This window comes from Catellatospora sp. NPDC049609 (genome assembly GCF_040675365.1).
GTDB lineage: Bacteria > Actinomycetota > Actinomycetes > Mycobacteriales > Micromonosporaceae > Catellatospora.
Map to the genome: position 1 here is coordinate 1 of NZ_JBFAOU010000152.1, position 19,978 is coordinate 19,978.

The following is a 19,978-nucleotide window of genomic DNA, read 5'->3' on the forward strand; positions in this document are numbered from 1 at the left end:
CCGGTGATCAACATGATGCTGTCCCGGTACCTGCTGTTCACGCTGCCCGCCTGGGTGCTGCTGGCCGCCTGCACGCTGCGGCAGCTGTCGGCCCGGGTGGCCGCGCTCACCCCGGCGGCCCGCGCCGCCGCGGCCCGCGCCGTCTCCCCGGTCGCGCCGCCGATGCGCGGCCCGGGCCGGGCCCGCCCGGCGGCTCCCGGCGCGGTGACCGCCGGCGCGATGGCTTCCGGTGCGGCGGCTCCCGGCGGGTTGGCCTCCGGCGCGGTAGCGGGGCCGGGGGCCGGGGCGCGGCGGCCGCGGGTGCTGGCCGGGGACGGCCCGGCGTGGGCGGTGTCGCTGGCCGCGCTCGCCGTGCTGGCGCTGCTGGGCGCGGCGGGCCAGGTCGAGGCGCGCACGCTGCCCGCGGGCAACCAGGCCGACCTGCGTACCGCCGCGGAGATCATGAAGCCGCGGCTGCTGCCGGGCGACGCGATCGCGTACGGCGGCGACACCTACGGCGGGCCGCGGACCTTCCGCCGCGGGATGACCTTCGAGCTGCGCGACGTGGCCGCCGGGCCGAAGGACGTCTTCGTCGCGGTGCGCGGCCAGGACCGGGGCAGCTTCGAGGCGGTGGAGTGCGCCGACCCGGCTGAGTGCGCCAAGGGCGTGACCCGGCTCTGGCTGGTCACCTCCGCCCCGGACCGCGACCTGTTCGCGCACATGCCGGTGGATCGGGCCGAGCTGCTGCGCGACGAGTTCACCACCGTCTTCGCCCAGCGCACCCAGGGGGTCGCGGTGGCCCTGCTGGTCCGCGAGCAGCCGACCACCCCGTAACCGGGTAAGGAAGGGCACCTTCTTAACGGACGTCCGTTAAGAAGGTGCCCTTCCTTTCTGCCGGGCTAAACCTGGTGGCGGGGCGGGCGGGGGTGGGCCGTACCCTGGGAGTCGTGACGGTACGTGTGCGATTCGCCCCTTCCCCGACCGGTATGTTCCACGTCGGCGGCGCCCGCTCGGCGCTGCAGAACGCGGTCTTCGCCAAGCAGCACGGCGGTGTGTTCGTGCTCCGCATCGAGGACACCGACGCGGCGCGCAACCGCCCCGAGTGGACCGAGGGCATCCTGTCCGCGCTGGAGTGGATCGGCATCGCCCGCGGCACCTACGAGGGCCCGCTGTTCCAGTCGGCGTACCACGCCGAGCACACCAAGGCCGCCCAGCAGCTGTTCGACGCGGGCCGGGCGTACTACTGCGACTGCACCCGTGACGACGTGCAGGCCCGCACCGAGAACAAGTACGGCGGCTACGACGGCTTCTGCCGCGACCGGGGCCTGGCCGCCGGCGAGGGCCGCGCGCTGCGCTTCCGCACTCCCGACGAGGGTGTCACCAAGGTCGTCGACCTGATCCGCGGCGAGCCCACCTTCGAGAACAAGCTGATCGAGGACTTCGTCATCGCGCGCGGCGACGGCTCGCCGGTGTTCCTGCTGGCCAACGTCGTCGACGACCTGACCATGGGCATCACCCACGTGATCCGGGCCGAGGAGCACCTGCCCAACACGCCCAAGCAGCAGCTGCTGTGGGAGGCGCTGGGGCACACGCCGCCGGTGTGGGCGCACGTGCCGGTGGTGGTGAACGAGAAGCGGCAGAAGCTGTCCAAGCGCCGCGACAAGGTCGCCCTGGAGATGTACCGCGACGAGGGCTACCTCGCCGCCGCCATGCGCAACTACCTGATGCTGCTCGGCTGGGCGCCCAGCGGCGACCGGGAGATCGTGCCGTGGTCGGTGATCGAGGAGGAGTTCCGGCTGGAGCAGGTCAACCCCTCCTCCGCCTTCTTCGACGAGAAGAAGCTGCGCGCGTTCAACGGCGAGTACATCCGGGCGCTGTCGGTGGCGGAGTTCACCGACGCCTGCGCGCCGTGGCTGACCGGGCCGTTCCCGACCGAGCAGGAGCGGGCCGAGCGCGGGTACGGGATCACCCCGCCGCCGTGGGACCCGGACCGCTACGACCCGGCCGTGTTCGCCCAGGTGGCCGAGCTGGTGCAGACCCGCATCGCGCTGCTGTCCGAGGTGCCGTCCTACGTGGACTTCCTCTTCGTGGACGAGCCGGTGATCGACGAGGCGTCCTGGGCCAAGGCGTCGAAAGACGCCGGCATCCTGCCGGACGTGGTGACCGCGCTGCGCGAGCTGGCCTCGTGGGACGCCGAGTCGCTGAAGAACGCCGTGATCACCGTGGGCGAGGCGCACGGCCTGAAGCTGGGCAAGGCGCAGGCCCCGGTCCGCGTCGCCGTCACCGGCCGGTCCGTGGGCCTGCCCCTGTTCGAGTCGCTGGAGGTGCTCGGTCGCGAGCGCACCCTGCAGCGGCTGGTCAGGCTTTCGCCCGCCGCTGCCTGACGAAGCTGATCAGTCCGCCGACCACCAGGCCCGCCACCGCGGCGCCGCCGATCCAGGGCACCCACGGGGTGTCCTGTTCGGTGTCCGCCGCGGGGGCGGTCGCCACGCTGGGCGCCACACTCGGCGCCGCCGAGGACGGCGCGGGCGACGGGGCGGCGCTCGGGCTCGCCGTCACGCTCTCGGCCGCCGCCACGGTGAACCTGTAGGACCCCTTGACGAGGTGGCCGTCCTGCGACACCACCTCGTACGCGACGGTGTAGGCCCCGCCCGCGGTCGCGGTGACCGGGGCGGACACCGTCTTGCCGCTGACCGTCGCGGCTCCCGCCGCGGCGGCACCGTCCGGACCGGTCACCGAGAGCCTGGTGCCCTCGGTCTTGAGCGTCGCGAGGAAGCGCAGCTTCACCTGCGCGGGCGGCACGGTGAGCGTCGCGTTCTTCGCGGGCGTGGCCTCGACCAGGGAGTTGTGCGCCCAGGCCGGGCTCGCGCCGAGCAGCACCACGCCGAGGGCCGCCACCACGGCCAGCACCAGCCCGCCTCGCCGCGCCCGCTGCCGGTCCCCTGACCGCCGCACGCTGTCCCCCACGATCGCCTCCGCTTCGTTATGCTCCACCGCGTTCCGCAGTTGGTCGACGGTACCGGCCGCATTGGTTCCCGGCCAGCGACGTGCTGTTTTCCGGACCAACCGGGCAGCGCGTGAATCGTGTCCGAAACGTGACTATCCGATCGGCAACCTCAGGGGTTCGCGGCGGGTCTTACAGGGGTACCACCAGTCACACTGGCACCAGGTGACGCATCGAAACGGGGCGGACGATGAAGCGCAGCATCCTCAAGGTCGCGGCAGGACTGTTCGCATCAGTCCTGCTGCTGCTCGGCGCGCCCGCGTTCGGTGCGCCGTCGCCGTCACCCAAGCCCAGCCCCTCGCCCGCGGTGCGGAGCATCACCATCAACGGCGACCTGCTGGCGCACTCCATCACGCTGCGCTCCGACCAGCAGACCAAGCAGTTCGCCGCGCTGATCACCGAGGTGGACTGGCTGGTGAGCCGGCCCGGGGTGGCCAAGTCCCCCGCCGCCGACAAGCTCGGCCCGAAGTTCACCGTGGTGACCGCGGTCAACGGCGTCGACAAGCAGACCTACGACCTCTACCCGCAGGCCGCGGGCGGCCCCCGGGTGTTCCGCCCGGCCGCCCAGCCGGACAAGCGCAAGGTCACCGCGGGCTGGTTCTACGGCCGGTTCAGCATGGAGAGCTCGCTGCGCCAGGCCGGCGTGCCGCTGGGCACCGCCCCGGCCGGGGAGAACGGCGGCGCGGGCGGCGGCCTGGAGGAGTCGGCCGCGACCGACCCCGACATCCAGGCCATGGTCGGCGACTGGCAGCGCTTCGTCGGGCTCAACGGCGCGGTGGTCGTGGTGATCGCGCTCGGCGTCTTCGCGATCGCGTACGTCTTCCGGCGGACCGTCTGATCCCGGCCCCGCCGCACTGAACGCGCACCCACCGCCGTCCGGCTTCCCGCCGCGACGGCGGTGCCACATACTGGCCGGATGCGACAGCTCCGCGCGCCCCTGCGCACCCTCGCCGCGCTCGCCGTGGTGGCTCTCAGCCTGACCGGCTGCATGAAGCTCGACATGGCGATGACGGTGAACGGCGACGACACCCTCGACGGCACCGTCGTCATCGCGCTGGACAAGTCGATGCTGCGCCTGGGCGGCAAGGACCCGGCGCAGGCGTTCGCCGCGGCCGAGGGCGGCCTGTCCGAGCTGCCCGAGGGTTCGCGCACCGAGGTGTACGACGACGGGAAGTACTACGGCAAGAAGATCGTCTACGACGACCTGCCGCTGGCGGACTTCAACACCGGCAAGCCGGGCGCGCCGTCGATCACGCACACCGACGGGAAGTACGTCTTCACCGCCGACCTCAGCAGCGGATCGGCCGAGCTGGGCCGCCAGGCCGAGCTGATGCGCCCGTTCCTGAGCGGCATCCAGCTCAAGCTGGCGGTCACCTTCCCCGGCGACGTGGTCGAGCACGACCCGAAGGCGGTCGTCGACGGGCGCACCGTGCGCTGGGACCTGGCCGTCGGCGAGGACAACAAGCTGCGGGCGGTCGCCGCGGACAGCTCGTTCCCCTGGCTGCTCGTCGCCGGGATCGGCGGCGTGCTGGGCCTGCTGGTGATCGTCGGCATCGTGCTGCTGGCCGTCCGGCTGACCCGCCGCCAGGACGCGGCGCAGGGCCCGGCGGACCAGGCCCTCGTGGCACCGGACGGCACCTTGGCGCATGCGGCCACGCTGGGCCACGCACCGGCTCCTTCCGCGCACCCGCCGACCCAGCCGTATCCGCCGGCGCCGGCGCCCGGAGAAGCGCCTCACCAGCCGTGACGGGGCCGCGGGCCCGGCGTTCCCGGTGCGTGGCGGCGGTGGCCGCCGCGCCGGGCGGTGCGGCGTGAGCCGGGGTCCGGCGGGCCGGCGGCTCCCTATCATGGGGCACATGACCGACGCCGAGCCGCTGGCCGCGACCCTGCGGCAGATCGAGCGGTCGGCAGGCGCACTCGCCACCGCCAGCGTGTCGCGCATGGACGAGACGCTGCCGTGGTTCCGGGAGCTGCCGGCCGACCAGCGCTCGTGGGTCATGCTGGTGGCCCAGGCGGGCGTGCAGTCGCTGGTGCAGTGGCTGCGCCAGGGGGCCGGCAAGGGCGGCAGCCCGCAGGCCGTCTCCGACGAGGTGTTCGACGTCGCGCCGCGGGCGCTGGCCCGCAGCATCAATCTGCAGCAGACGGTCGCCCTGATCAAGGTGACCATCGACGTGGTCGAGGAGCAGGTGCCCCACCTGGCCGCCAAGGGCGAGGAGCAGCAGCTGCGCGAGGCGGTGCTGCGCTACTCCCGCGAGGTCGCCTTCGCCGCCGCCCGGGTGTACGCCCGCGCGGCCGAGTCCCGCGGCGCGTGGGACGCCCGGCTGCAGGCGCTGCTGGTGGACGCGCTGCTGCGCGGCGACTCCGCGGACGTGCTGGCCAGCCGGGCCGCCGCACTCGGCTGGACCGACGCGCCGCCGGTCGCGGTGGTGGTCGGCCGCTCCCCCGGCGGCGAGGCCGCCGTGGTGCTGCACGGCGTGCACCGGGCCGCCCGGCGCGCCGACGTCGAGGTGCTGGGCGGGGTGCACGGGGACCGGCTGGTGGTGGTCATGGGCGGGGCCGTGGATCCGGTGTCCACGGCGGAGCGGCTGCTGCCCGCGTTCGGCGCCGGGCCGGTCGTGGTGGGCCCGGCGGTGCCGTCGCTGGAGGCGGCCACCGAGTCGGCCCGCTCGGCGATGGCCGGCTACCGTGCCGCGCCCGCCTGGCCCGCCGCGCCGCGGCCGGTGGCCGCCGACGACCTGCTGCCCGAGCGGGCGCTGGCCGGGGACGGGGAGGCCCGGCGCATCCTGCGGCACTCGGCGTACGGCGCGCTCGCCCGCACCAGCGGGGAGCTGCTGGAGACGCTGGACGCGTTCCTCAACCACGGCGGCGCGCTGGAGGCGACGGCCCGCGCCTTGTTCGTTCATCCGAACACGGTGCGTTACCGTTTGCGCCGAGTGGCCGAGGTCACAGGCTTCGGCCCACTGACTCCGCGTGACGCGTTCACCCTCAAGATCGCCCTCGCCCTGGGCCGCCTTGAGCCCGGTACGCAGGGCGAACAGCTGACCAAGCCAGCATGAAAAGGACAAAATTCCGGCGGCGTCCGCCGATCTTTGTGGGGTACCCACAACTTCGGTAGGAGGATTTAGTCAACCCCGGCAACGGCGCGCAGGTCGATGATCCCTCAGGGTTGAATACGTGCTCGCCGTACTCTCCCCGGGCCAGGGTGCCCAGAAACCCGGTTTCCTCACGCCGTGGCTCGACCTCGACGGCGCTGCCGCACGTCTGCGCGCGTGGTCCGAGCTCGCCGGCGTCGACCTGGTGCAGCTGGGCACCGAGGCCGGCGCCGAGGAGATCAAGGACACCGCCAAGACCCAGCCGCTGCTGATCGCCGCCGCGCTGCTCGCCGCCGACCACCTGCCGCTGCAGGACGTGTCGGTCGTCGCCGGGCACAGCGTCGGCGAGCTCGGCGCCGCCGCGCTGGCCGGGGTGCTCACCCCCGAGTCGGCGATCACGCTGGCCGGCGTACGCGGCCGCGAGATGGCCGCGGCCTGCGCCCTGGAGCCCACCGGCATGGCCGCGGTGCTCGGCGGCGACGAGGCCGAGCTGCTCGCCGCGCTGGACGCCCACGGCCTCTACCCCGCCAACCGCAACGGCGCGGGCCAGATCGTCGCCGCCGGCTCGCTGGAGGGCCTCGACAAGTTCGCCGCCGCCCCGCCGGCCCGCACGCGCGTGATCAGGCTGCAGGTGGCCGGCGCGTTCCACACGCCGTACATGGCTCCGGCCGAGGCCGCGCTGGCGTCGTTCGCCGCCGGGCTCACCCCGGCCGACGCGCATCGCCCGCAGCTGTCCAACGCCGACGGGGCCGCCGTCACCGACGGCGCGGAGCTGCTGGGCCGCCTGGTCCGCCAGGTCACCGCCCCGGTGCGCTGGGACCTGTGCATGCGCGCCCTCGCCGACCTCGGTGTCACCGCCGTCATCGAGCTCCCGCCGGCCGGCACCCTGGCCGGACTGGTCAAGCGTGAACTGAAGACCGGCACCCCGGAGATCGTCACGCTGAACACGCCCGACGACCTGGCCGCCGCGAAGGACCTCATCGCGCGCCACGCGTCGGCCACGTCGTCCGGATCGGAGAGCACCTCATGACCACCAGCGGTAGCAAGATCCTCGCGTTCGGGCACTACCAGCCGTCGCGCGTCGTCACCAACGACGACCTGGCGCAGATGGTCGACACCAACGACGAGTGGATCCAGTCCCGCGTCGGCATCAAGGAGCGGCGCATCGCCGACAGCGAGACCGTCGCCGACATGGCCGGGTTCGCCGCCGAGAAGGCGCTGGCCACCTCCGGCCTGACCGCCGCCGACATCGACCTCGTCATCGTGGCGACCTGCTCCTCGATCGACCGCAGCCCGAACGTGGCCTGCCGGGTGGCCGAGAAGCTGGGCATCGCCGGGGCGGCCGCGTTCGACCTGAACACCGCGTGCTCGGGCTTCTCGTACGCGCTGGCCAACGCCGACCACGCGATCCGCGCGGGCGCCGCCCGCCACGCCATCGTGATCGGCGCGGAGAAGCTGTCGCAGATCACCGACTGGTCCGACCGCAGCACCGCGGTGATCTTCGCCGACGGTGCGGGCGCCGCGGTGCTGTCCGCCACCGCCGAGGGCGAGCAGCCCGGGGTCGGGCCGGTGGTGTGGGGCTCCGAGCCCAGCGACGCGATCGCGATCGAGGGCTGGCAGCCGTACATCACCCAGGAGGGCCAGAAGGTCTTCCGCTGGGCCACCGGCACCGCCCCCCAGGTCGCGCTCGCGGCCTGCGAGAAGGCCGGCGTCGCCCCGGGCGACCTCGGCGGCTTCGTGCCGCACCAGGCCAACCTGCGCATCATCGAGCCGCTGGCCCGCAAGATCGGCGTCGACCCGTCGGTGCTGTCCCGCGACATCGTCGAGTCCGGCAACACCTCGGCGGCCAGCATCCCGCTGGCGCTCTCCAAGATGATCGAGCGCGGCGAGGTGAAGTCCGGCTCGCCGGTGCTCCTCGTCGGCTTCGGCGGCGGTCTGACCTACGCGGGTCAGGTCGTCCGCTGCCCCTGAGCCCCACCCCTGCTCTGCACCACCGTTCAGTAACACCAACCGAAGGGAAACCGAGTTCCATGGCTACTCGCGAAGAGGTCGTCACCGGCCTGGCCGAGATCCTCGAAGAGGTCGCCGGCGTGAACCCCGACGACGTCTCCGAGGAGAAGTCGTTCACCGAGGACCTCGACGTCGACTCGCTCTCCATGGTCGAGGTCGTCGTGGCCGCCGAGGAGAAGTTCGGCGCGAAGATCCCGGACGACGAGGTCCAGAACCTGAAGACCGTCGGCGACGCCGTCTCCTTCATCGTCGCCAACTCCTGAAGTTGCGAGATTTGACGTGACCAAGCCTGACGTTGTCGTCACCGGTCTCGGCGCCACCACCCCGCTGGGCGGGGATGTCGCCTCGACCTGGGACGCGATGCTGGCCGGCCGCTCCGGGGTCAGCAAGCTGACCCAGGAGTGGGCCGAACAGCTGACGGTAAAGATCGCCGCCCAGCTGGCGGTGGAGCCGAGCGAGGTCCTCGACCGCGTCCGGCTGCGCCGGCTGGACCGCTCCGAGGCCGTGGCGCTCATCGCCGCCGCCGAGGCGTGGGCCGACGCGGGCCTGGCCGACACCGGCCTGGACCGCGAGCGGCTCGGCGTCGTCGTCGGCTCCGGCATCGGCGGCGCGCAGACCCTGCTGGCCCAGGACGACATCCTGGAGGCGTCCGGCGCGCGGCGGGTCAGCCCGCACACCGTGCCGATGCTGATGCCGAACGGGCCGGCCGCCTTCGTCGGCCTGGAGTACGGAGCTCAGGCCGGCGTGCACGCCCCGACCAGTGCCTGCGCCACCGGCGCGGAGGGCCTGGCCTGGGGGCTCGACATGATCCGTTCGGGTCGTGCCGACGTCGTGATCGCCGGTGGCACCGAGGCCGTCATCCACCCGCTGCCGATCGCCGGCTTCGCCTCGATGCGCGCCATGTCGGTGCGCAACGACGAGCCGGAGAAGGCGTCCCGCCCGTGGGACAAGGCCCGCGACGGCTTCGTCCTCGGCGAGGGCGCCGGCATCGTCATCCTGGAGCGGGCCGACCACGCCGCCGCGCGCGGCGCGCGGGTCTACGCGCGCCTGGCCGGTGCGGGGATGACCTCGGACGGGTACGACATCGTGCAGCCGCACCCCGACGGCACGGGCGCCGCCCGGGCCATCGCGAAGGCGCTGCAGGACGCGGACGTGGCCAAGGCCGACGTCGTCCACGTCAACGCCCACGCGACGTCGACCCCGGTCGGCGACATCGCGGAGATCGCGGCGCTGCGGGCGGCGCTGGGTGACCACCCGGTGCTGACCGCGACCAAGTCGATGACCGGGCACCTGCTCGGCGCGGCCGGCGCGCTGGAGTCGATCGCGACGATCCTGGCGATCCGCGACTCGGTCGTGCCGCCGACGATCAACCTCGACGACCCCGACGACGCCCTGACCCTGGACGTGGCCGCGCACAAGGCCCGTCCGCTGCAGATCGCGGCCGCGCTGAACAACTCGTTCGGCTTCGGCGGTCACAACGTCGCGCTGCTGTTCACGAGGGCCTAGCCCGGCTGAGCGACACGCTGCACACCCGGCGCAGCCCGGTGACGCCCAGGCGCCGACACGGTGCCTGGGCGTCGCTGTACCGACCCCCTGCCGCAAGGAGACCCGCATGGCCACCACCGGCCTGACCGCCGACGGGGACCTGGACCACCGGGACCCGCTGGTGCGGCTGCGCGCCCTGTTCGACCGGGACACCATGAGCGTCCTGGCCGGCGGCGACGGCTCGGGGGTGCTCGGCGCGCGCGGCCAGATCGACGGCGTCCCGGCCGTCGCCTTCGCCACCGACGCCACCCGGATGGGCGGGGCGATGGGCGCCGACGGCTGCCGGCACATCGTGGACGTGATCGACACCGCGGTCCGCGAGCGGATCCCGGTGGTGGGCCTGTGGCACTCCGGCGGCGCCCGGCTGGCCGAGGGCGTCGTCGCGCTCGACGGCGTGGGGCAGGTCTTCGCGGCGATGGTGCGCGCCTCCGGCCGCGTCCCGCAGCTGTCCGTGGTGCTCGGCCCGGCGGCGGGCGGCGCGGCGTACGGGACGGCGCTGACCGACATCGTGATCATGAGCAGCGCGGGCCGGATCTTCGTGACCGGTCCGGAGGTCGTCCGCTCCGTCACCGGCGAGCAGGTCGACATGGAGCGCCTGGGCGGCCCCGAGCCGCACGGGCGGCGCTCCGGCGTGGTCCACCTGACCTGCCCGGACGACGGCTCCGCGATCGCCGAGGCGCGCCGGCTGGCCCGGCTGCTCGGCAGGCAGGGCCGGCTGAGCCCGGCCGACGTGGCCGAGGACCGCGACCTGTCGGCGTCCCTGCCCGCCGAGCCGTCCCGCGCGTACGACGTCAGGCCGGTCGTCACCGCCCTGCTGGACGAGTCGGGCGTGGAGCTGCACGCCCGGTGGGCGCCGAACGTGGTGACCGTGCTGGGCCGCTTCGCGGGCCGCACCGTCGGCGTCGTCGCCAACAACCCGCTGCGCCTGGGCGGCTGCCTCGACGCGACCGCCGCCGAGAAGGCGGCCCGCTTCGTGCGGATGTGCGACTCGCTCGGCGTGCCGCTGGTCGTGCTGGTGGACGTGCCCGGCTACCTGCCCGGCCTGGGCCAGGAGTGGGACGGCGTGGTGCGCCGCGGCGCCAAGCTGCTGCACGCGTTCGCCGAGGCCGTCGTGCCGCGGGTGACCCTGGTGACCCGCAAGGCGTACGGCGGCGCGTACATCGCCATGAACTCGCGCGCGCTCGGCGCCAGCGCGGTCTTCGCCTGGCCGAACGCCGAGGTCGCCGTGATGGGCGCCGGCGCGGCCGTGAACATCCTGCACCGCAGGAAGCTGGCCGCCGCCACCGCCGAGCAGCGCGAAGACCTGCGCGCCCAGCTGGTCGAGGACCAGACCCGCGCGGCCGGCGGCGTCAACCGCGCGCTGGAGATCGGCGTCGTCGACGACGTCATCAAGCCCGCCGAGACCCGCAAGCGCATCGCCGAGGCCCTGGCCGCCGCCCCCGCCGCCCGCGGCGCCCACGGCAACATCCCCCTCTGAGGGCGCCTTCACCTCGAAAGGCCGCAACGGGCGAGGTCAGCGGTCGCCGGACGCGGCGCGGCGCTCGGCCTCATAGCGCTGGTTGAGTTCGAGCGCCTCCTGGAGCTGGTCCTCCAGGATGATGATGCGGCAGGCGGCCTCCACGGGCGTGCCCTGGTCCGTGATCTCCCGGACCCGGGCGGCCAGCCGCAGCTGGTAGCGCGAGTAGCGGCGGTGACCGCCGTCGGAGCGCGCCGGGACGAACAGGTCGCCCTCCAGCGAGCGCAGGAAGGCCTGCGTCACGCCGAGCATGTCGGCCGCCCGGCCCATCGTGTACGCGGGATAGTCGTCGTCGTCGAACTTGTCGGCCGAACCCTTTTGCCCAGAGGTCATAGGCACCTTTCCTAGAAACGCAGGTAAGGATCCCGGCGCCTTGGGGGCGCCGGGATCCTTGGGAGATCGAGTTACATACCATCGCCGGTCACTTGCACCGGCTCATCGTGTTCCCGACGCCGGCTCTGGCGAGCGTGCGGGGATCGCGTGGATACGACCGGGGACCACCTTCCGTTCGGGGTCTGCGGCCCGCGGCGGCGACGCCGCGCGGGGATCCGATGGCACTACTCCTCTCGTCTTCACCTGTACCACTTGATCAACTGCTGGTCGTGCGGCCTTGCACGTGCATCCTGCGACCGGGTCGACCCGGCCCTTCGCCCGTCTCGCGGCCCCGAAGCCCCTTTCACCCACATGGCCTCGCGACTGGATCCGACGGGCGGTCCCGCTTCCTACGTCATGCGCCAGTTCAGCTGCCGCATTCGATAGATCTTCGTTCGCAACACCTGGAACATTACACAAGCCCCATGCGCATGTCTACAACCGCCGCTGAAGATTTTTGAAAGCCGCGCGTCGGCACTTTCGCGTCACCGGCGATCGTCCCCGCCGTACTAGGCTGGCCCGGTGGGACACGGGCAGCACACGGATCCGGCCTGCGCGACGGCGCACGGCGACCTTCCCGCGCACCACGGAGTGCGCACCCTCGTCGCGGTGTTCGCCTCGCCGGTCGCCGCGCACCTGCTGCACTTCGGCCACGACCTGGGCTACCGCACGGTGCTGGTCGAGCCGGACCTGAGCCGGGTCGACGCCGCGTCCCACCCCGACCACCTGCACCTGGCCAGCTCCGTCGACCCGTCCTTCGCCGACGCCGACGCCGACGTGGTGGTCACCGACCACGACCGTCCCGAGCTGGGCGCGCTGCTGGACGCCGCGCTGCAGACCCGGGCCCGCTGGATCGGCGTCATGGGCAGCCCGCGGCACACCGCCCCGCACGTGGCCGCGCTGCGCGAGCGGGGCGTGGACGAGCAGGCCGTGGCCCGGGTGCACCGGCCGATCGGGCTGAACATCGGGTCGCGTACGCCCGCCGAGATCGCCGTCGCGACCCTGGCCGGCCTCATCGCCGACCGCAACGACCGCCCCGGCGGCTTCACCTTCTGACCCGCCGCCTAGATCGTCCGACTTGCCAGGCAACCGGGCGTATCTTGACGCCCCATTCGCCCATCTGCCTGGCAAGTCGGACGATCATGCGCGGGCGCGCGACGGTCAGGAGCAGGCGGTGCGGGGCAGGCCCTTGACCTCCACCGGGGCGCGGCCGGTCGGCTGGGCCTTGCCGGCCAGCACCGCGGCCAGCGCGTCCATGGACAGGTCGCTGGAGGAGTACGTCGCGACGAGCACCTTCGACGCCGACTGGCCGAGCAGGTACGGCACGTCCATGTGGACCGTGACCGCCGCGCCGGGGCTCAGGTCCTCGGCGGTGTCGCCGTACCCGACCAGGTGCACCACGCTGCCGCCGGTCTCCACCACCGACACGCCGGCCTGCTTCAGCGCTGCCGCCAGGCGGGTGCGGGCCTTGTCCCGGCCCGTCGCCGCGGTCACCCGCACCGGGCCGGTGACCAGCGCCTTGCCGCACGTGCCGCGCAGCAGCGTGATCGCCGCGGCGGCGACCGGGGACACCTGCTGGGCGTGGGTGCCCACGGTGGACAGCGCCGGTGCGGCGGCCTCGCCCAGGCTCAGCTTCAGCTTCAGCACCCGGCTCGCCGCCTCGACCAGGCGCGCCCGGGTCAGCTTGCCCGCCTTCAGCCCGTCGACGATGCCCTGGTGCGCCTTGGCCACGTTCGGCGGCATGAGGATCAGGTCGTTGCCGGCCACCAGCGCGGCGACCGCGGCCTCACCCGGCGGCTGCTTCATAGCCGGGGCCATGTTCATGCCGTCGGTCACCACGACGCCCTGGAAGCCCAGCTCGTGACGCAGCAGGTCGGTCAGCACCTTCTTCGAGAACGTCGCCGCGACACCCGGGTCGACGGACTGCACGTCCAGGTGCCCGGACATGATGGCGGGCGCGCCCGCCGCGATGCCGGCCTTGAAGGTGGCCAGGTCGTCGCTGTCGAGCAGCTGCCGCGACTGGGCGAGCACCGGCAGCTCCGAGTGGCTGTCCGCCGTGGTGTGCCCGTGCCCGGGGAAGTGCTTGAGGGTCGCGGCCACGCCGCCCGCCCGCATGCCCTTGAGCGCGGCGACGACCTGCTCGCCGGCGGCCCGCGGGTCCGACCCGTACGACCGGGAGCCGATGACGTTGCTGCCCGCGGGGCCGAGCACGTCGGCGACCGGGGCGAAGTTCATGTTCACGCCGACGGCGGCCAGCTCGGTGCCGGCCGCCCGCCACGCGGCCTCGGTGAGCCGGGGGTTGCCCGCCGCGCCGAACGCCATCGCGCTGGGCAGCACCGTCACGCCCGTGGTGAGCCGGGACACGACGCCGAACTCCTGGTCCATGCCGATCAGCAGGGGCACGTCGGCGGGCAGCCGGGCCGCGGCGTTCTGCAGGCCGGTGGTCAGCGCCCGCACCTGCTCGGGGCTCTCCACGTTGTTGACCGGCTGGTTGGCGGCGGTCGGGTCGTTGCCGCCGAAGCCGACCAGGATCATGCCGCCGAGGCGGTACTTCTCCACCATCTGCGCGGGGGTGTCCACCCCGGCCAGGGCCTGGTTCGCCGCCTTGGTGCCCGCCGAGACGTCGGTGGCCGAGCGCCCGTACGCGAACGGCATCAGCACCTGGCCGGCCAGGTCCGCGTCGGACATCTTCTTGACGATCCCCGCGACCTTGGCGGACGGATCGGCCGGATCCTGCATCGGCAGCGTGCCCCCGTGCTCAGGTGCGGTGCCGCACCCGGCCGTCGCGACCGCCACTGCGCACAGGCCCGACACGATCGGGCCGAGCCCGCGGAACCACTTCTGCGTTGACGAGGTCACGCGGGACATCCCACCAGCCGGACGGGTCGGGGTCAACCGTTACACGCATCCCGCATCGTCCTTACGGCCTACCCCGCCCTCGTCAGCAGGGTCACCGGAGCGCCCTCGGCGGCATAGCGGTACGGCTCCAGCTCGGCGTCCCAGGGGGTGCCCATGGCCATGTCGAGCGCGTGCGCCAGCGCCTCCGGGCTGCGGCTGGACGTGATGAGGCTGCGCAGCCGGTCCTCGCCGAGCTGGATGTCGCCGGCCGCGCCCATCGCCGCCCGGAACAGGCCCCGGCCGGGCACGTGCATGAACCGCTCGCCGTCCACGCCGGCGCTCGGCTCCTCGGTGATCTCGAACCGCAGCATCGGCCACTGGCGCAGCTCGGCGGCGATCTCGGCGGCGGTGCCCGGCCGGCCCGACCAGCCGCACTCGGCGCGGCGCGCGCTGGGCTCGACGGGCTGCACCGACCAGTGCAGGTTGACCGCGCCGCTTTTCAGGGCGCGCGAAATCGCCCACTCGACGTGAGGACACACGGCGAGCGGGCTCGAGTGGACGTGTACGACGCCACGCGTGGGCACGGTGACCTCCCGAGACGGACAGGCTCGTCTTCCCCTACGGCCTGACGACTCCGGCGATCTCCCCCATGATGACTGGTGGGACGGATGTGGCGCCAGAGAATCGCGAAACTCGCCGGATGAATTGTCCGACCGGCCCGCGGCGACGGGTCCGTCACACCTACCGGCCACGCCGGTCAGGGATCCCGTGGCCGTCGTGTAGAGTTCTGGGGTCAACCAGACTTCAAGGAGTACGTCGTGGCGAGCAACACCTCCAAGACCGCGCGCGCGTCTGTCCGGGCCGGTGAGGCCAAGGGTGGCGCGCTCAGCGTGCTCGGTGAGTTCAAGTACATCATTCCGCTGAACAACGGCAAGCACGCCTACGTGCGGAACCTCACCAACGGCAAGACCGTGCACCTGAGCACGTCCTCGGACGCTTTCGTCGAGGAGATCCGCGTGCTCGCGGGCGCGGGTCACGCCACCAAGATCCGTGCCGAGCTCGTCGCGCTGAACACCGCGCACCCGGGCCACGGCTGGGACGCCACCGAGAAGCGCCTGGCCGAGGCCGGCATCTTCGAGGGCTGAGCTCCTCCTAGCACGTCCGAAAGCCCGCCGACCCACGTCGGCGGGCTTTCCGTCGTCCCACGACCGTGCCGCGACTTCGAAGACTCGCGGCCTCAGCACGCGCCTGAGCCGCAACGTCGGACGCCTCACGGCGGCGGACCACGCCTGGGCCGCGACTCGCCACGAGTCGCGACCTCGGATGCGCTGGGCGCCATGACGACGACTCGCGGCCTCAGACGCATCTGAGGCCGCGAGTCGTTCATGGTCGTCGTTGTCGAGCGAGCGTTGCGGGCGGGCGGCAGCCGGGACGGCACGGGGTGCCGCAGGCGAGCGGCCGGGCGTCGTGCGGGATCGCGCCGGGTGTCGTCAGAGGAGGTCGACGACTCCGGTGTCGAGGTCGTAGACGGCGCCGACGATCTGGACCCGCCCGCCGGCGGCCGCCTGGGCGAGCCGGTCGGCCAGGCGCAGCTGCCCGGCGGTGCGGGCCACGTGCCGGCGCAGCGCCTTGGCGTTCACCTGCGGGTCGTTCACGCCGACCTCGGTCACCGCGGGCGCGATCTGGTCCACGAGGTAGCCCAGGAACCCGTCCGGGCGGCTGCCGGTGCGCAGCGCGTCGACCGTCGCGGCGACGGCGCCGCAACGCTCGTGGCCGAGCACCATGACCAGCGAGGCGTGCAGCTCCGACACCGCGAACTCCACCGACCCGACCACCGAGCGGTCGAGCACGTGGGCACCGGAGCGCACCACGCAGATGGAGCCGAAGTTCTGGTCGAACACCGCCTCCAGGGGCACCCGGGAGTCGATGCAGCCCACGACGACGGCGTAAGGCTCCTGCCCGTTGGAACGGGCGGCCGCCTCGGCCACGTGGTGTCCGTAGCGGGGGCGTCCCGCGACGAAGCGGCGGTTGCCCGCCATGAGATCGGCCAGCGCCTCTGCGGGCCCCCGGCGTGCGCCGGACATGTCCATACTCTGATCCGGCGGCGCGGTCTTCGACTGCGTCATGAGATCAGGGTGGCTGGTCCAGGGCCGTCACGGGAAGGTTACTCAGAAGTAGTGCGACCCTTCTCACGATGGCACGGCGGCCGACGCCGCGATCCGACACCGCGAGCCGCCCCCGTAGGGGCTCGCGCCTGATGCGACGGCCCGGTGGGTCGGGTATCTTTCGAGCGTCCCGGTCGAACCCGCCCGCGGGCGTTCGTGCTCGTGGGAGAAGGTGAACGATGGAGTTCGTCGGCCAGTGGCTGGAGACCCTCCCGGCTGTCGTCGTCTACCTGCTCGTCGGCCTGGTCATCGGCACCGAGAGCATGGGCATCCCGCTGCCGGGCGAGATCGTGCTGGTGAGCTCGTCGCTGCTGGCGGCGACCACGCAGCACATCTCCCCGTGGGGCGTCGCCATCGCCGCCGCGACCGGCGCGATCATCGGCGACTCCATCGGGTACGCGATCGGCAAGCGCGGCGGCCGTCCCCTGCTGGACCGGCTGGGCCGCCGCTTCCCGAAGCACCTGGGCCCGGAGCAGATCGTGCGCGCCGAGACCATGTTCGGCCGCTGGGGCGTGTGGGCGGTGTTCTTCGGCCGGTTCATCGCGCTGCTGCGCATCCTGGCCGGCCCGATGGCCGGTGCGCTGAAGGTGCCGTACCGCAAATTCCTGCTGGCCAACGCGGGCGGCGGCATAGTCTGGGCGTTCGGCACCACGTTCGCGATCTACGCGCTGGGCGAGGTCGCCGAGCACTGGCTCAAGCGGTTCTCGTGGGCGGCGCTGATCCTGGCCGTGGTCGCGGGGCTGGGCACCACCTGGTGGTTCAAGCAGCGGGCGAAGAAGGCGCTGGCCACGGCCGCCGCCGAGGAGCCGGAGCAGGAGCCGGCCGACGAGGCCGGGACCGGGCCGCAGCGGCCGGTCAAGGAGCGGGTCGGCTGACCTCCAGCCTATCCGGTCGTTCCCGGCGCCACATCGGCCCGGTGATCGATCTTCCGGTCGGGGGCAGCCCGTACCCTGGCGAGGCACCATCGCCGCAAGGCCCGGCCCGGGAGACGCATGTCTGACAACACCCTGCACGACGAGATCGCCATCGAGCAGCAGCACGTGGACCGCGTGTACGCGCGGCTCGCGCGGCTGCGCGCCGACGCCGCGAAGGCGGAGGCCGACGGCTATCAACTCGCCCGGGTGGGCACGTTCGGGTCCCTGGTCGAGCGCGACGCCATGGTGTTCCACGCGGCGCGGCGCCGGCACGCGTTCGACGCCGAGCACGAGGGCCTGGTGTTCGGCCGGCTCGACATGCACCCCGACCACTCCGGCGCCGACGAGACCGACACCGACCCGGAGGCCGCGGCGTGGGCCGAGCGGCCGCGCTACATCGGCCGGCTGGGCGTGCGCACCGACGAGGCGCTGCCGCTGCTCATCGACTGGCGGGCACCCGCCGCGGCGGCGTTCTACCGGGCCACCGCCGCGCAGCCGCTGGGCGTGATCCGGCGCCGCATGATCTCCTCGTTCGGCGAGAAGGTGACGGGGCTGGAGGACGACCTGCTCGACCCGTCCGCCGCACCCGAGGGCATGCGGGTGGTCGGCGACGGCGCGCTGCTCGCGGCGCTGAGCCGGGCCAAGGGCACCGGCATGCGCGACATCGTGGCCACCATCCAGCACGAGCAGGACCTCGCCATCCGCTCCCCCGCGTCCGGGGTGACCATGGTCGAGGGCGGTCCGGGCACCGGCAAGACCGCGGTGGCGCTGCACCGCGCGGCGTACCTGCTGTATGCCGACCGGGCCCGGTTCGCGGGCGGCGGTGTGCTCATCGTCGGGCCGTCGCCGGTGTTCGTCGAGTACATCGAGACGGTGCTGCCCGCCCTCGGCGAGGAGTCGGCCACGCTGCGCTCGGTCGGGCAGCTCGTGCCGGGGTTCGACGCGACCCGCGAGGAGACCGCCGCCGTACGCGCCGTGAAGGGCTCGCTGCGGATGCGGCGGGTGCTGCGCCGCGCCGCCGAGGCCGCGCCGCCCGGCAACCCCGACGGCCTGCGCCTGCGCTACCGCGGCGAGTGGCTGGAGCTGTCGCGCCACGAGGGCGAGGAGATCCGGCGCCGGATCGGGCGCGGCAACCCGCGCAACGCGATCCGCGCCAAGGCGTTCGGCGCGGTGCTGGACCTGCTCTGGGAGCGGATGAAGGCCCGGCAGCCGCAGCTGGAGCAGGCCCGCTTCGACGAGGAGCTGTCCGAGCACGAGGGCTTCCGCGACTTCCTGAAGGCCTGGTGGCCGATCGTGCGGCCGGTGCAGGTGCTGGGCTGGCTCGCCGACCCGCAGCGGCTGCGCCGGGCCGCCGAGGGCACGCTGTCGCACGAGGAGCAGCGGCTGCTCGTGCGCGCCCTGGCGCCGCTGCGCGAGCACGGCCCCAGCATCGACGACGTGCCGCTGCTGGACGAGCTGCAGGAGCTGCTCGGCTCCCAGCCCCGGCCGAAGAAGCGGCGGCGTGAGGCGTACACGGTGGGCGGGATCCGCGAGGTGGCCACGGCGTACGAGCGCTCCCGCGCGGCGCAGGCGGCCACGCCCCGCGAGCTGGACTACCGCGACTACGCGCACGTGGTCGTGGACGAGGCCCAGGACGTCACGCCGATGCAGTGGCGCATGATCGGCCGGCGGGGTCACGCGGCGAGCTGGACCGTGGTCGGCGACCCGGCCCAGTCGGCGTGGATCGGCGGCGCGGGCGAGATCGTCCGGGCCCGGGACGAGGCACTGGGCGGCCGCAAGCGGCACCCGCACCAGCTCACCACGAACTACCGCAACTCGACGGAGATCTTCGAGGTGGCGGCCGAGGTGATCCGGAAGGTGTCGCCCGACCTGCCGCTGCCGAAGGCGGTACGCACCACCGGCATCGCGCCCGTGCACCGCCTGGTGCCCCGCGAGGACCTCGACGGGGCGGTACGCGACGCCGTGGCCGCGCTCCTCGCCGAGGTCGAGGGCACCGTCGGCGTGATCACCCCCGACGCCCGCGTGCGCGACCGGGTCCGCGCCCGGCTGTCCGAGTGGGACACCGAACGCCTGCGCGTGGTCACCGCGCTGGCCGCCAAGGGCATGGAGTACGACGCCGTCGTCCTGGTCGAGCCCGGCGCCGTCGACGCGGGCACCGACGCCGGCAAGCGCACACTCTACGTCGCCCTCTCCCGCGCCACCCAGCGCCTCACCACCATCGCCACCCGCCCCTGGCAGTGAAAGGAAGGGCACCTTCTTAACGCTATGCGTAGAGGAAGGTGCCCTTCTTAACCGCCTCGTGCGGCAGGTGTCAGCCGCGGTGCCCGCTCGCTCGGTCATGATCGCTGGTTCGTGTCAGAAAGCAGGGTCGGACCGCACTTTCTGACACGAACCAACGATCATGACGACCCACCCGCCCGCCAAGGCGAACCTGGGCCCCGGGACAGCGGCGCGCGGTCGGTGGACGTTGAGAAGGGCACCTTCTACCACGCATAGCGTTAAGAAGGTGCCCTTCCTTAGCGGGTCAGCGCCAGGTGTCGGGG

General features: G+C 73.3%; 17 protein-coding genes and 2 pseudogenes. 14 read left to right on the forward strand and 5 right to left on the reverse strand.

The features are described 5' to 3' along the window. Both AB0J67_RS30570 and gltX read left to right on the forward strand, forming a co-directional pair. Window positions 1-813, forward strand: a pseudogene (locus tag AB0J67_RS30570) (hypothetical protein); the annotation flags it as partial. Between the two features lie 113 nt (window positions 814-926). Continuing rightward, complete coding sequence (gene gltX, locus AB0J67_RS30575) at window positions 927-2,363, forward strand: glutamate--tRNA ligase (RefSeq protein WP_363487323.1); 1,437 nt, start codon at window positions 927-929, stop codon at window positions 2,361-2,363. On the opposite strand, the gene AB0J67_RS30580 is transcribed toward gltX, so the two are convergent. Then, window positions 2,338-2,946 (reverse strand): copper resistance CopC family protein, encoded by a 609-nt coding sequence (locus tag AB0J67_RS30580; RefSeq protein ID WP_363487325.1) that lies wholly within the window; start codon window positions 2,944-2,946, stop codon window positions 2,338-2,340. The genes gltX and AB0J67_RS30580 overlap by 26 nt on opposite strands. 227 nt (window positions 2,947-3,173) lie before the next feature. Between AB0J67_RS30580 and AB0J67_RS30585 the strand changes: the two genes are divergently transcribed. From AB0J67_RS30585 to AB0J67_RS30620, 8 genes and pseudogenes are all read left to right on the forward strand, one after another. Further along, window positions 3,174-3,821, forward strand: a complete 648-nt coding sequence (locus AB0J67_RS30585) for a hypothetical protein (RefSeq protein ID WP_363487327.1) — start codon at window positions 3,174-3,176, stop codon at window positions 3,819-3,821. Between the two features lie 78 nt (window positions 3,822-3,899). Further along, window positions 3,900-4,730, forward strand: coding sequence for a hypothetical protein (locus AB0J67_RS30590; protein WP_363487329.1), 831 nt, complete (start codon window positions 3,900-3,902; stop codon window positions 4,728-4,730). A gap of 109 nt (window positions 4,731-4,839) precedes the next feature. After that, a complete protein-coding gene (locus AB0J67_RS30595; protein WP_363487331.1) occupies window positions 4,840-6,039 on the forward strand; it encodes a helix-turn-helix domain-containing protein in 1,200 nt (399 codons plus the stop codon). 118 nt (window positions 6,040-6,157) lie between these two features. Further along, window positions 6,158-7,069 (forward strand): annotated as a pseudogene (locus AB0J67_RS30600) (ACP S-malonyltransferase); the annotation flags it as partial. A gap of 32 nt (window positions 7,070-7,101) precedes the next feature. Further along, complete coding sequence (locus AB0J67_RS30605; protein ID WP_363487333.1) at window positions 7,102-8,046, forward strand: beta-ketoacyl-ACP synthase III; 945 nt, start codon at window positions 7,102-7,104, stop codon at window positions 8,044-8,046. A gap of 59 nt (window positions 8,047-8,105) precedes the next feature. After that, window positions 8,106-8,348: an acyl carrier protein gene (locus AB0J67_RS30610; protein ID WP_120316303.1), complete on the forward strand. Its 243-nt coding sequence runs from the start codon at window positions 8,106-8,108 to the stop codon at window positions 8,346-8,348. Window positions 8,349-8,364: 16 nt separating this feature from the next. Continuing rightward, window positions 8,365-9,591, forward strand: coding sequence for a beta-ketoacyl-ACP synthase II (fabF, locus tag AB0J67_RS30615; protein ID WP_363487336.1), 1,227 nt, complete (start codon window positions 8,365-8,367; stop codon window positions 9,589-9,591). 106 nt (window positions 9,592-9,697) lie between these two features. Further along, window positions 9,698-11,107, forward strand: a complete 1,410-nt coding sequence (locus AB0J67_RS30620) for a carboxyl transferase domain-containing protein (RefSeq protein ID WP_363487338.1) — start codon at window positions 9,698-9,700, stop codon at window positions 11,105-11,107. A 36-nt stretch (window positions 11,108-11,143) separates the two neighbouring features. Here AB0J67_RS30620 and AB0J67_RS30625 read toward each other — a convergent pair whose 3' ends face one another. Continuing rightward, window positions 11,144-11,479, reverse strand: coding sequence for a MerR family transcriptional regulator (locus tag AB0J67_RS30625; RefSeq protein ID WP_363487340.1), 336 nt, complete (start codon window positions 11,477-11,479; stop codon window positions 11,144-11,146). 561 nt (window positions 11,480-12,040) lie between these two features. Here AB0J67_RS30625 and AB0J67_RS30630 point away from each other — a divergent pair. After that, the gene (locus AB0J67_RS30630; RefSeq protein ID WP_363487342.1) at window positions 12,041-12,574 is read left to right on the forward strand and encodes an XdhC family protein; all 534 of its coding nucleotides are present in this window, start codon (window positions 12,041-12,043) and stop codon (window positions 12,572-12,574) included. A gap of 105 nt (window positions 12,575-12,679) precedes the next feature. Here AB0J67_RS30630 and AB0J67_RS30635 read toward each other — a convergent pair whose 3' ends face one another. Beyond that, window positions 12,680-14,377, reverse strand: a complete 1,698-nt coding sequence (locus AB0J67_RS30635; protein WP_363487344.1) for a glycoside hydrolase family 3 N-terminal domain-containing protein — start codon at window positions 14,375-14,377, stop codon at window positions 12,680-12,682. A 68-nt stretch (window positions 14,378-14,445) separates the two neighbouring features. Continuing rightward, window positions 14,446-14,940, reverse strand: coding sequence for a DUF3145 domain-containing protein (locus AB0J67_RS30640; RefSeq protein ID WP_363487346.1), 495 nt, complete (start codon window positions 14,938-14,940; stop codon window positions 14,446-14,448). Window positions 14,941-15,174: 234 nt separating this feature from the next. Between AB0J67_RS30640 and AB0J67_RS30645 the strand changes: the two genes are divergently transcribed. After that, complete coding sequence (locus tag AB0J67_RS30645) at window positions 15,175-15,501, forward strand: hypothetical protein (protein ID WP_363487348.1); 327 nt, start codon at window positions 15,175-15,177, stop codon at window positions 15,499-15,501. Window positions 15,502-15,846: 345 nt separating this feature from the next. Here the strand turns inward: AB0J67_RS30645 and AB0J67_RS30650 are convergent, their stop codons facing one another. Further along, the gene (locus AB0J67_RS30650; RefSeq protein WP_363487350.1) at window positions 15,847-16,440 is read right to left on the reverse strand and encodes a carbonic anhydrase; all 594 of its coding nucleotides are present in this window, start codon (window positions 16,438-16,440) and stop codon (window positions 15,847-15,849) included. A gap of 260 nt (window positions 16,441-16,700) precedes the next feature. On the opposite strand from AB0J67_RS30650, the gene AB0J67_RS30655 reads away from it, so the two are divergent. Together AB0J67_RS30655 and AB0J67_RS30660 are read left to right on the forward strand one after the other, a co-directional pair. After that, window positions 16,701-17,396 (forward strand): DedA family protein, encoded by a 696-nt coding sequence (locus AB0J67_RS30655; RefSeq protein WP_363487352.1) that lies wholly within the window; start codon window positions 16,701-16,703, stop codon window positions 17,394-17,396. Between the two features lie 117 nt (window positions 17,397-17,513). After that, complete coding sequence (locus AB0J67_RS30660) at window positions 17,514-19,676, forward strand: AAA family ATPase (protein WP_363487354.1); 2,163 nt, start codon at window positions 17,514-17,516, stop codon at window positions 19,674-19,676. Window positions 19,677-19,978: the final 302 nt, after the last annotated feature.

Bases quoted from the DNA above. Each gene is read 5' to 3' on its own strand.
- AB0J67_RS30590 (WP_363487329.1), top strand. From the start codon at position 3,900: ATGCGACAGCTCCGCGCGCCCCTGCGCACCCTCGCCGCGCTCGCCGTG.
- AB0J67_RS30605 (WP_363487333.1), top strand. From the start codon at position 7,102: ATGACCACCAGCGGTAGCAAGATCCTCGCGTTCGGGCACTACCAGCCG.
- AB0J67_RS30660 (WP_363487354.1), top strand. From the start codon at position 17,514: ATGTCTGACAACACCCTGCACGACGAGATCGCCATCGAGCAGCAGCAC.
- AB0J67_RS30650 (WP_363487350.1), bottom strand. From the start codon at position 16,440: ATGTCCGGCGCACGCCGGGGGCCCGCAGAGGCGCTGGCCGATCTCATG.
- AB0J67_RS30625 (WP_363487340.1), bottom strand. From the start codon at position 11,479: ATGACCTCTGGGCAAAAGGGTTCGGCCGACAAGTTCGACGACGACGAC.
- AB0J67_RS30595 (WP_363487331.1), top strand. From the start codon at position 4,840: ATGACCGACGCCGAGCCGCTGGCCGCGACCCTGCGGCAGATCGAGCGG.
- AB0J67_RS30610 (WP_120316303.1), top strand. From the start codon at position 8,106: ATGGCTACTCGCGAAGAGGTCGTCACCGGCCTGGCCGAGATCCTCGAA.
- AB0J67_RS30620 (WP_363487338.1), top strand. From the start codon at position 9,698: ATGGCCACCACCGGCCTGACCGCCGACGGGGACCTGGACCACCGGGAC.
- AB0J67_RS30655 (WP_363487352.1), top strand. From the start codon at position 16,701: ATGGAGTTCGTCGGCCAGTGGCTGGAGACCCTCCCGGCTGTCGTCGTC.
- AB0J67_RS30585 (WP_363487327.1), top strand. From the start codon at position 3,174: ATGAAGCGCAGCATCCTCAAGGTCGCGGCAGGACTGTTCGCATCAGTC.